The following is an 11349-nucleotide window of genomic DNA, read 5'->3' on the forward strand; positions in this document are numbered from 1 at the left end:
GTCTTCGTTACCCCACGATGCCGATCTGCCAGGGTACGAACTCATGATCGCCGACGCCGAGAAGCTCGCTCTTGCTCTTCTCGCCAGAGGCGGTGCGCAGGATATGTTCGAAGATCTCCTGCCCCATTTCCTGCATCGACCTGGTACCGTCGAGGATCTGGCCGCAGTTGATGTCCATGTCCTCTTCCAAACGGCGGTACATCGACGAATTGGTGGCAAGCTTCAGCGACGGCACCGGCTTGGCACCGAAGGCTGAGCCGCGACCGGTGGTGAAAGCGATGATGTTGGCGCCACCAGCGATCTGCCCGGTGGCAGAACACGGGTCGTAACCGGGCGTGTCCATGATGACGAGCCCCTTGGTCGTGACCGGCTCGGCATATTTGTAGACATCCATCAGCGGCCCGGTGCCGCCCTTCATCGACGAGCCGAGCGACTTCTCGAAGATATTGGCCAGCCCGCCGGCCTGATTGCCCGGGCTGACCACACCATTGATCTGCACGTCGCGGCCGACGGCATACACATCCTTCCACCAACGGATGCGCTCAATCAGCTTCTCGCCCACTTCCTGCGTCGCCGCACGGCGCGTCAGCGTGTGCTCGACGCCATAGAGCTCCGGCGTCTCGGACAGGATTGCCGTGCCGCCATGGCGGACCAGGATGTCCATCGCCGCACCGAGCGCCGGATTGGCAGTGATCGACGAGAATCCGTCCGAACCACCGCACTGCAGGCCCACCGTGATATGGCTGGCCGGCACGGTGGTGCGCGTCACATCGTTCGCCTTGGGCAGGATGCGCTTCACGGCTTCGATGCCGGCTTCGATGGTCTTGCGGGTGCCACCGGTCTCCTGCATCACAAAAGTGACCAGGTTGTCGCTGCGCTGCAGCCCCTGCTCTTCCATCAGACCGCCGATCTGGTTGCGCTCGCAACCCAGGCCGATCACCAGCACGGCAGCAAGGTTGGCATGGCGCACATAGCCGCCCAGCGTACGGCGCAGCAGCGCCATCGCCTCGCCGGTCATTTCCATGCCGCAGCCCAGCGCATGACTGAAGGCCACCACACCATCGATATTCGGAAAATCGGCCAACCGTTCCTCGGTGAAGTGCCGGGCGATAGCATGCACCACCGTGGCCGAGCAGTTCACCGTCGAGACGATACCGACGAAGTTGCGGGTGCCGACGCGACCATCGGGCCGCACGATACCCTGGAAGGTGGCGCGCTGCGCTTCGGGGATCATCTCCACCGGCTCGTAGTCACGCGCATAAGCATAATCGCGGTCGAATTCACGGAACTCGGTATTGTGACTGTGCAGCATGCTGCCGGTCTGGATGTCATCCCTGGCGAAGCCGACGGTGACATTGTACTTGCGGATCGGATCGCCCTTCTTGATATCCTCGGAAGCGATCTTGTAGCCAGCCAGCGTCTTGTCGCGGATCAGGAAACCGGGATGCTTATTATCCCCTTCCACGGGAATGCCGGGCACGACATCGACGCGGGCAACGACGGTATTGTCGTCCGGATGAAGGCGTATCACGGGGCCAATCAGGCGTTTGGCATGCAGGTCGATCATCATGGGGCTGTACTTTGCTGCTGGTCTGGACTGACTGAACTTACCACGGACGGCCTTGCTGATCAGGTTGCCCAGAAAATGTTACCGGTAACATGAAGGCTGAACCTACCGTTAAAATCTGCGTTTGGCTATACTCGATTTGTGAAGAAACCCGCGCAGCAGCCCAAACAGATCGCCCCACGGGGCCGTACCGCAGTTGCGAAAACGCCCACGCTGGCCGATATCGCCGCCGAAGTCGGTGTTACGAAAATCACGGTTTCCCGCGCCCTGAACACGCCGGACCAGCTCTCCCCGGCCACGCTTGAGAAGGTGCTGGCAGCGATCAAGCGCAGCGGCTACACCCCGAACCTTCTGGCCGGTTCGCTATCGTCCAACCGCTCGAAGCTGATCGTGGCGCTGGTGCCCAGCATCAGCGGCGCGATGTTCACTGCCACCATGCAGAATGTCGCCGAACATCTGCAGCAGCATGGCTACCAGCTGCTGATCGGCCAGGCCGGCTATGACGATGCACGCGAGGATGCCCTGCTGGAGGCGGTGATCGGTCGTCGGCCGGACGGCATCATCCTCACCGGTATTGTGCACTCCACCCAGGCGCGGCAGAAACTGCGCGCCGCGCGCATTCCCGTGGTCGAAACCTGGGATCTGACGCCGAAGCCGATCGACATGCTGGTCGGTTTTTCACATCCGGCCATCGGCAAGGCAGCAGCGGACTACCTGTGGCAGCGTGGCTGTCGCCGGCCGGCAATCATCTCGCCCGATGACCGCCGCGCCCGGCTGCGTGCTGAGGCTTTCGCCGCTTTCTATGCGGCAAAGAAGATCGCGGTCCCGAGCGTGGAGGCGCCGGCGCCAACCCCGATGGGCGATGGGCGCACCGGGCTTGCAGCTCTGCTCCACGATCATCCGCGCATCGACGGCGTCTTCTGCGGCTCCGACAATCTGGCGCTTGGCGCACTGGTCGAGGCAAAGGCGCGCGGCATCTTTGTGCCGCAGCAGTTGAAGGTGATCGGTTATGGCGACCAGAGCTACGGTAAGGATGCCGATCCGCCGCTGACGAGTGTGCGCATCGATGGTGCAGCCATCGGGCGTATCGCCGCCGAAATGCTGATGGCACGCGCCACCGGACAGATGCCGAAGAAAAAGATCGTCGATATCGGCTTCAGCATTTCTGAGCGCGCCAGCGCTTAGTCTTTCCGACGGTCGTCCTCACTCGGTGGTGCGGCAATGGCGATCTGCCAGTTATGGCGGATCGCCAGCACGCGCAACACGAAGCACAACAGCCCGCCGGCGATCATGCCGATATGCGGCGCGATGCCGAGTAATTCGCCCGCCACCACCACGGCCGCGCCGGCCAGCGCCGCCACGGCATAGACTTCGGCGCGCAGCACGGTAGGAATTTCCGCCAGCATGATGTCGCGCACCATGCCGCCGCCGATACCGCTCAGCACGCCCAGCATGGCGGCCGCCAACGGATTCATGTCGAAGATCAACGCCTTCTGCGTGCCAGACACGGCGAACAGCGCGAGGCCGGCCGCATCGAACAGTTGCACCGGATGCTTCAGCCGCTCGATCAGCGGATAGCGGAAAAACACGATCAGCGCGGCAATGCCGGCAATGACAGGATAGACCCAGTCGCGGATCGCCACCGGCGGCAGCGCGCCGATCAGCACGTCGCGCGTGATGCCGCCCGCCGCCGCCGCGGCAAAACTCAGCACCAGCACACCGAACAGGTCGAGCCGCCGACGCACGCCGGCCGTCGCGCCCGAAAGCGCGAAGACAAACGTACCGGCGAAGTCGAACAGGGTCAGGAACATGGCATCCGCAGCCCGATCATGCTGAAGGTGTCTGGCGCCGGTCGTGCAAGCCCGGTCAGGGATGCTTCTTTTTCGGTTTCGACCAGCCGGCCTTGTTTGTATCAGGCGCACGATCGGGCTGGAACTCCCCGCCTTCGCGGCGCTCTTTCTTTTTCCAGGCCGGCTTGCCGCCGGGCTTGAAATCGCGACCGCCCGGCTTGCCGCCGGCCGCACGCTGCTGGCGGAATTCGTGTTCCGGAATCCAGGCCTTCTTCTCGCGCTGCGGCGCGGCACTTTCAGGCGGCGGGCCATCGGCACGTGTGATGGTGATCTTCTTCTCGCCGGTCCCTTCGCGCTCGACCGTCTGGATGAAGCGTTCGGCCACGTCGACAGTGATCTCGAACTGGCTCTCGGTATGGAAGATCTTGATCGAGCCGACATCCTTGCGAGTGACATGGCCGACACGGCAGATCAGCGGCAGCAGCCAGCGCGGTTCGGCATTCTGCTTGTGGCCGGCATTGATACGGAACCACACGCCGCCCTTGCCTTCGCTGGCGAAACCATCGCGCGGAGCCTTCTTGCCATACTGTGACGGCTCCGGCCCGCGGTCGTTTTCAGCGGCGACATCCAACAGTTCTTCCGGCGCCGGGCGGCTCTTCTGCTGCAAGCGCAGGAAGGCAGCGGCGATGCGCTCGGCGCCATATTTCTCCAGCAGCTTGGTGGCGAAGGCCTGTTCGTCTTCGCTCAGTTCGCCCTGCAGCGTCTCGTCGTTCAGGATGCGCTTGCGGTCGGCAGCCATAATCTCGACCGCCGAAGGAGCCTGCCCCCAGGCGGCGTCGATATGATGCTCGGCCAGCAGGCGATGAATGCCGCGTTTGCGGTTATGCGGCACCAGCAGCACGCAGAGGCCCTTGTTGCCGGCTCTGCCGGTACGACCAGACCTGTGAAGCAGCGTTTCGCCGTTGGTTGGCAGGTCGGCATGCAGCACCATTTCCAGGCCCGGCAGGTCGATGCCGCGCGCCGCCACGTCGGTGGCGACGCAGACCTGGGCACGGCCGTCGCGCATTGCCTGCAAGGCATGCGTGCGCTCGTTCTGGCTCAGCTCGCCGGACAAGGCCACGACCGTAAAACCACGGTTGGACAGACGCGCCGTCAAATGCGTGACCGCCATACGCGTGCCGCAGAAGATGATCGCGCTTTTCACGTCATGAAAGCGCAGTACGTTGATGATGGCATTCTCGCGCTCGTTCGGCGCCACGGTGAGCGCGCGATAGGAGATATCGCCATGGCGCTCGGTGGCACCGGCGGTGGCGATGCGGATCGCATCCTTCTGGAACCGCTTGGCCAGCTGGGCGATCGGCTGGGCCACAGTGGCCGAGAACATCAGGGTACGGCGCTCGGACGATGACGCATCGAGAATGAATTCGAGATCCTCGCGGAAACCGAGATCGAGCATCTCGTCGGCTTCATCCAGCACAACAGCACGCAGGCTGCCGATATCCAGCGCACCGCGTTCGATATGGTCCTTCAGGCGACCTGGAGTTCCAACGACGATATGCGCGCCGGCATTCAGTGCCTGGCGCTCGGCCCGCATGTCCATGCCGCCGACGCAGGAGACGACGCGCGCGTTGGTCTGCTCATACAGCCAGGCCAGTTCGCGGCAGACCTGCAAGGCAAGCTCGCGCGTCGGCGCAATGATCAGCGCCAGCGGCGGTGCCCAGCCGCCGGGACGAAACGGCTCGAAGCCCTCCGAACCCTGCAGCAGGGTCGGCGCGATATTGAGGCCGAAGGCGACCGTCTTGCCCGAGCCGGTCTGTGCCGACACCAGAAGATCGGCCTCGGCGTGTTCAGGCGCCAGCACGGCCTCCTGCACAGGCGTGAGCGTGGTATAGCCGCGCGCGGACAGGGCCGCGGCCAACGGCGGAACGGCACCGGCAAAGGCGGCGCCAACAGACTCAGTCATGTCTTACTCTAACTTTCAGGAGATGCGGGGTTCGGCGGTCAATGCAGCGGCCCACCCAATATCTTAGGGCCGATCAGGGAATGGCGATCATCCTGCGCCGGCCCTGCTGGGGCGGGTTTTAGGGGGAGACCGGCGCCGCGTCAACCGACCGCAGGAAAGCGCGCCGTTCCGCGTGTAAAACATCGCTTCCGTCAGCGAAAGCGAATGAATATGTCCGAAAATGCCTCCGCCCAGCAGTCTTTGCGACAACTTCGCCTTGCCGCCCTGATCGAGGGCTGCACGCTGGTGACACTGGTCTGTATCACCGCACCGCTGAAGCACTTTGGTGGCATTCCGACGATCTCGGCGATCCTGGGCCCGATCCACGGCATCGCCTTCGTCGCCTATGTCTGGCTGATCTTCAGCACACGCGGCCAGCTCGGCTGGAGCACCGGAGAGCTGGCGCGGCTCCTCATCCTCGCCTTTATTCCCTTCGGCACTTTCTTCAATGTCGCCTTCCTGAACCGGAAGGCCGCCGCGCTGAATGGCCTCAGCTAGGCACGCCCTTCACCCCGGCTTCGCCACCCGCAGAAAAACCTCGCCGACCAGCAGATGGCTCACTGAACCCTCGGCATCGGTCAGCGGCAGGATCAGCCGGTCGTATTGCAGGATCTTCGGCCCGTCCCAGCGCGTGATGCTGACATGGAAGGCGTCACGCTGCTCGAATGCCAGATCGAGATGCTGGCGCACCACCGGCCGCGTCTCGCGCGTCACGCCATCGGCATCGGGCTTGAGCGCCGCCGTGCGGCGGTACTGCTCGCCCATCGCGAGATAGGCGTAGCGGCCATCGCCCGCGACTTCGATGAGGGCCAGGTCGGCCGGTCCCGGCAATTCGTGCGGTGGCGGCAGGGTATCGAAGGCAGCCATGCTTTTGCTGCCGCGAGCCTCGTCATACCAGGCCTTCAGGGCGATCAGTGCCGGCGCAACGATCTCGTCGGCAGCATAATGTCGCGTACCGCCATTGGTCACGTCACTTCCCCTCCTGCGGCACCGGACGCGATTTGCCGTTCTCGTCGATGGCGACATAAGTATAGACGCCCTCCGTCACCTTGATCTCGGTCGGATCGAGCCGGCGTGCGACGATGGTTTCCATCTTCACCGCCATCGACGTGCGGCCCACACGTAGCACCCGGCCATAGATCGACACGATGTCGCCCACCTTGATCGGCTGGTGGAAGGTCATGGCATCCACCGCCACGGTGACGACGCGGCCCTGGGCGCGCCGGGCCGCCACGATACCGCCGGCGATATCCATCTGGCTCAGCACCCAGCCGCCGAAGATGTCGCCGTTGCCGTTCATGTCGGCCGGCATGGGAGCCGAGCGGATCAGCGGCTCACCGCGTTCTGCCACAGCATCGGCGGCCTTCGCGGCCGATTCGCCTGTCGAATCCTTGCCCATGAGAACCTCTATATTCCTACCAGATGTTGGTTGTTTCCGGTCGAGGGCCTACTATACTGCGGCGCAAATACGAGTCACCCCTTAATCTTGAATCCGTGAATAGTATGAACGACTTGTTCCAGCAGGGAAGCAAGGGCGGCAGCGATTACACCGCCAAGGACATCGAGGTTCTCGAAGGTCTGGAGCCGGTGCGGCGCCGCCCCGGCATGTATATCGGCGGCACCGACGAGCGCGCCCTGCACCACCTCTTTGCCGAAGTCCTCGACAACTCGATGGATGAAGCCGTCGCCGGCCATGCCGACCGTATCGAGGTCGAGCTGCTGGCCGATGGGTCTCTGCGGGTCAATGACAACGGCCGCGGCATCCCGATCGACAGGCATCCCAAGTTCAAGGACAAGTCGGCGCTGGAAGTCATCCTCACCACGCTGCATTCCGGCGGCAAATTCTCCGACAAGGCCTATTCCACAGCAGGCGGCCTGCATGGCGTCGGCATCTCGGTGGTGAATGCGCTGTCCGACCGCCTCACTGTAGAGGTCGCTCGCGACAGGGAATTGTGGAAGCAGGAGTATTCGCGCGGTACGCCGCAGGGCAAACTGGTCAAGGTCGGCGCTGCGCCGAACCGTCGCGGCACAGCCGTGATCTTCCATCCCGATGAACAGATTTTCGGCAAGGGCGCGCATTTCCGCCCCTCGCGACTGTTCAAGATGGCGCGTTCAAAGGCCTATCTCTATCCGGGCGTGAAGATCGTCTGGAGCTGCGCACCCGAACTGCTGAAAGGCAGCGAGGAAAGCACGCCGCAGGAAGCGGTGCTGCACTTCCCCGGCGGCCTGCAGGACTATCTGAGCGAACAGCTGGAAGGCCAGCAGACCGTGACGCCCACGCCGTTCGCGGGCCGCGCCGATCTGGCCGGCGGTCGCGGCAAGGTGGAATGGGCGATTGCCTGGCCGGCGGATATCGATGAGGGTTGGTTACAATCCTATACGAACACGGTGACGACGCCGGAAGGCGGCACCCATGAGGCCGGCTTCCGCTCGGCCCTGCTGCGTGGCCTGAAGGACTATGCCGAACTGGCCAACAACAAGAAGGCCGCGCAGATCACCGCCGACGATATCCTCGGCGCCGGCGCTGCCATGCTGTCGCTGTTCATCAAGGATCCGCAGTTCCAGGGCCAGACCAAGGACAAGCTGGTCACTGTGGAAGCCACGAAGCTGGTCGAGACGGCGATCAAGGACCATTTCGACCATTGGCTGGCCGGCGCGCCGCAGCACGCCAACGCACTGCTGACCCGCCTGATCGAGCGCGCCGAAGACCGGCTGCGCCGCCGCGCCGAAAAGGAAGTCAACCGCAAGTCGGCGACCCGCAAACTGCGCCTTCCGGGCAAGCTGGCGGATTGCTCCGACGAGGCTGCGAACGGTTCGGAAATCTTCATCGTCGAGGGTGACTCGGCCGGCGGTTCGGCCAAACAGGCGCGCGACCGCCGCACCCAGGCCGTGCTGCCTCTCCGTGGTAAAATCTTGAACGTGGCATCAGCGGGCTCGGGCAAGCTGGCCGCCAACCAGGAACTGGCCGACCTGATGCAGGCGCTGGGCTGCGGCACCGGCGGCAAGTATCGCGAGGAAGACCTGCGTTACGACAAGGTCATCATCATGACCGATGCCGATGTCGACGGCGCGCATATCGCCTCGCTGCTGATGACCTTCTTCTTCCGCGAGATGCCGAAGCTGATCGAGCATGGCCATCTCTATCTGGCGCAGCCCCCGCTCTATCGCCTCTCCGCTGGCGGCAAAACCTTCTACGCGATGGACGATGCCGACAAGGACAAGCTGATCAAGCAGCATTTCGGCACGCGCAAGGTAGAGATCAGCCGCTTCAAGGGCCTGGGCGAAATGCCGCCGGGCCAGCTGAAGGAAACCACCATGAACCGGCAGAACCGCGTCCTGCTGCGCGTGCAGGTGCCGGTGGAAGAAGCCCGCGAGGCGGACGACCTGGTCGAACGCCTGATGGGCCGCAAGCCGGAACTGCGCTTCCAGTTCATCCAGGAACGCGCCGCCTTCGCCACCGATATCGACGTCTAGCCCATGCCGGACGTCATCAGGGCCGACGACCTGCCGGTTATCGCCCTGGTGACGCTCGCACTGCTCGGCATCAACGTCCTCGTCGGGATCTGGGTCAGCATCGTACATCCGCGCGAGGAAGGCCCGGCGACCTGGGCGCTGGCCAATGTGCTGTTCGCCACCGGCGTTTCGGTGCTGATGATGCGCGTGCCGCAGGAAGAGCCCTATGTAGCGCTGTTCGGCAACATCATCCTCGTCGTCAGCTATCTGCTGATGTGGTGCGGTTTTCTGCGCTCCCGCTTCCGTCCGGTGCCCTACCATCCGGCCGGCATCGGTCTTCTTGCCTATGTCGCCGCGTTTTCATGGTTCCTGCTGGCGCAACCGGATATCGTTGTCCGCGTCACTCTTACGGCCGGCACAATCGCTTTGCTCTGCGGCCTGATCACCTGGACCATGCTGTACCGGATCGAGATCGGCCTCGTGCAGACCCAGGCTTTCATCGGCATGCTGTTCGGCGCGCTGGGCATGCTCAACCTGCTGCGCGCTGTGGCAGCCGCAACCGGTGCGCTACAGCCCAGCGATTTCGGCGGCGGGCCGCTGGGGGCCGGCATCTTCGTGCTGCCGACCATCGCCTCACTGCTGGCGGCTGCCGCCTGCATCCTGATGCTGAACCAGCGCCTGCAACAGCGCCTGCAGGCCGGCGCGCAAACCGATCCCCTCACCGGCCTGATCAACCGCGGCCTGCTCGACGATCTGGGCCGCAAGGAAGTCGCCCGGGCCAAGCGTCATGCCTATGGCCTCTCGGTGGTGGTAATGGAACTCGACCATTTCGATGCCGTGAACAGCACACATGGCTACGATACCGGCGATATGGTGCTGCGGCGTATCGCGGCGCTGGCCACTGCCAGCTTGCGGCAGGAGGATTTCATCGCCCGGCTGGATCATTCTGGCTTTGCGCTGCTGCTGCCCAGCACGCGGATGGCGGGCGCACAGCAGATGGCTGAACGGCTGCGGCAGGAAATCGCCGCCACTGCCATCGAAGCGGATGGCGGGAATCTATCGCTGACTGCCAGTTTCGGCATTGCCGCCTTCGGCCTGCACAGCGACGACTGGGTTGAAATGGTGCAGCGCGCCCAGATGGCGCTCTATCGCGCCAAGACCGATGGCGGCAACCGCATCGGAATCGCGCCGCTCAGCGACGCGTTGCTCGAGCGCTCAGCCTAGGCAGCGAGCCACGTTCGTAATGCCGCGGCCGTCTCGTCAGGCTGCTCCATCGGCGGCAGATGGCCGCAATGCTCCAGCACCACCTGCACAGCGTTGGGAATCAGCGACGCCATCTCGTCATGCAGTTCCAGCGGCGTCAGCGCATCCTGCCGGCCGCACAGCACCAGCGCCGGCACCTTGTAGTTCTTCAGGTCGGGGCGGCCGTCCGGCCGGTTGATGATGGCGGTCTGCTGGTTGGTGAAGCCGTCGCTGCCGATCTCGGCCGCCATCTTCATCAGCCGGTCGACAATCGGTTTGTTCGCCTGATTGTCCGGATGCAGCAGCAGCGGCAGCAGACGCGGTGTCACGCCCTTGAAATTGCCAATTTTGCCGAGGTTGATCAGCGCCCGGCGGCGTTCGGTCTGCTCCGGCGTATCGGCCCGGCTGGAGGTGTCCATCAGGCAGATACGCGTCACCCGCTGCGGCGCCTGCCGCATGATCTCCTGTGCGACATAGCCACCCATGGAGAGGCCGCAAAGCGCAAACCGCTCCGGCGCCTCGTCCAGAATCAGGCGCGCCATGTCGGTGAAACTGTCCATGCGGAAGTGGCTCGTAGGTACAATGCACTGTGCTACTTCAGAAAGACGCGCGATCTGCTCGCGCCAGAAATCGTCGGTCAGAAGCAGGCCGGGAATCAGCACCAGCGGCTCACGCATGAAATAGTCCTTTCAGCATCGCGGCTACTTGATCAAAGCCGACAAGGTCTTGAAGGCGGGATGCGATGCCGTGCCCAGCCATTCGAAAATGCACATCTCGGTGGTGGCGAGGGCAATACCTGCTGCTGCCATGCGGTCGCACGCCACCCTTGCGCTGTCGGGATGACGGGAGGAGACCGCATCGGCGATCACCGCCACACGACGGCCGCTGGCGGCCATGTCGAGCGCAGTCTGCAGAACGCAGACATGTGCCTCGACACCCAGAATTACGACCGCCGGTCGCTGCACACCTTCGATATGCGCGCGAATGGCGTCATCGCCCCAGGCGGAGAAATGCATCTTCTCCAGCATCGGGCTGTCGCCAGCCGCCGCGCGGATCTGCGGCACGGTCCGCCCCAGTCCCCTGGGATATTGCTCAGTCAGCAGGGCGGGAATCCGCAAAATATTCGCCGCCTGCAGCAGGATTTCGGCATTGCGCTGCACGCGTGCGCCGTCGTGGATCGCCGGCAGCAGGCGCTCCTGGATATCGATGGCAATCAGCAGGGTCTGGTCGGCGGACAGCAGCATGCGGCGCGGAATTCCTTGCAAGCCGGAGAAAAATAGGGCCTTGCCCGGACA

At 63.8% G+C, this 11349-nt stretch carries 11 protein-coding genes; 4 read left to right on the forward strand and 7 right to left on the reverse strand.

From position 1 onward, the window contains the following. Positions 1 to 7: 7 nt before the first annotated feature. Positions 8 to 1570 (reverse strand): UxaA family hydrolase, encoded by a 1563-nt coding sequence (locus CTR53_RS02765; RefSeq protein WP_290809268.1) that lies wholly within the window; start codon positions 1568 to 1570, stop codon positions 8 to 10. Between the two features lie 138 nt (positions 1571 to 1708). Between CTR53_RS02765 and CTR53_RS02770 the strand changes: the two genes are divergently transcribed. Continuing rightward, positions 1709 to 2752, forward strand: a complete 1044-nt coding sequence (locus tag CTR53_RS02770) for a LacI family DNA-binding transcriptional regulator (protein WP_290809269.1) — start codon at positions 1709 to 1711, stop codon at positions 2750 to 2752. Here the strand turns inward: CTR53_RS02770 and CTR53_RS02775 are convergent. Both CTR53_RS02775 and CTR53_RS02780 read right to left on the reverse strand, forming a co-directional pair. Then, entirely contained in the window at positions 2749 to 3378 is a 630-nt protein-coding gene (locus tag CTR53_RS02775; protein WP_290809270.1) for a trimeric intracellular cation channel family protein, read from the reverse strand. The two genes, CTR53_RS02770 and CTR53_RS02775, sit on opposite strands and share 4 nt — an antisense overlap. A 55-nt stretch (positions 3379 to 3433) precedes the next feature. Further along, on the reverse strand, positions 3434 to 5320 hold the full coding sequence (locus CTR53_RS02780) for a DEAD/DEAH box helicase (protein ID WP_290809271.1): 1887 nt from the start codon (positions 5318 to 5320) through the stop codon (positions 3434 to 3436). A 204-nt stretch (positions 5321 to 5524) separates the two neighbouring features. Here CTR53_RS02780 and CTR53_RS02785 point away from each other — a divergent pair, with 204 nt between their 5' ends. Beyond that, entirely contained in the window at positions 5525 to 5857 is a 333-nt protein-coding gene (locus CTR53_RS02785; RefSeq protein WP_290809272.1) for a DUF3817 domain-containing protein, read from the forward strand. A gap of 9 nt (positions 5858 to 5866) precedes the next feature. Here CTR53_RS02785 and CTR53_RS02790 read toward each other — a convergent pair whose 3' ends face one another. Both CTR53_RS02790 and CTR53_RS02795 read right to left on the reverse strand, forming a co-directional pair. Next, complete coding sequence (locus CTR53_RS02790) at positions 5867 to 6328, reverse strand: hypothetical protein (RefSeq protein WP_290809273.1); 462 nt, start codon at positions 6326 to 6328, stop codon at positions 5867 to 5869. A 1-nt stretch (position 6329) separates the two neighbouring features. Then, positions 6330 to 6758, reverse strand: coding sequence for an acyl-CoA thioesterase (locus CTR53_RS02795; RefSeq protein ID WP_290809274.1), 429 nt, complete (start codon positions 6756 to 6758; stop codon positions 6330 to 6332). A gap of 104 nt (positions 6759 to 6862) precedes the next feature. Between CTR53_RS02795 and parE the strand changes: the two genes are divergently transcribed. Both parE and CTR53_RS02805 read left to right on the forward strand, forming a co-directional pair. Further along, complete coding sequence (parE, locus tag CTR53_RS02800) at positions 6863 to 8833, forward strand: DNA topoisomerase IV subunit B (RefSeq protein WP_290809275.1); 1971 nt, start codon at positions 6863 to 6865, stop codon at positions 8831 to 8833. A gap of 3 nt (positions 8834 to 8836) precedes the next feature. After that, on the forward strand, positions 8837 to 10036 hold the full coding sequence (locus CTR53_RS02805) for a GGDEF domain-containing protein (protein ID WP_290809276.1): 1200 nt from the start codon (positions 8837 to 8839) through the stop codon (positions 10034 to 10036). Here the strand turns inward: CTR53_RS02805 and CTR53_RS02810 are convergent. Further along, positions 10033 to 10731, reverse strand: a complete 699-nt coding sequence (locus tag CTR53_RS02810) for an alpha/beta hydrolase (RefSeq protein ID WP_290809277.1) — start codon at positions 10729 to 10731, stop codon at positions 10033 to 10035. The genes CTR53_RS02805 and CTR53_RS02810 overlap by 4 nt on opposite strands. Positions 10732 to 10755: 24 nt before the next feature. Then, positions 10756 to 11298, reverse strand: a complete 543-nt coding sequence (locus CTR53_RS02815; RefSeq protein WP_290809278.1) for a hydrolase — start codon at positions 11296 to 11298, stop codon at positions 10756 to 10758. Positions 11299 to 11349: the final 51 nt, after the last annotated feature.

The sequence above is a fragment of the Ferrovibrio sp. genome, assembly GCF_002796975.1.
In the GTDB taxonomy this organism is placed as follows: domain Bacteria; phylum Pseudomonadota; class Alphaproteobacteria; order Ferrovibrionales; family Ferrovibrionaceae; genus Ferrovibrio.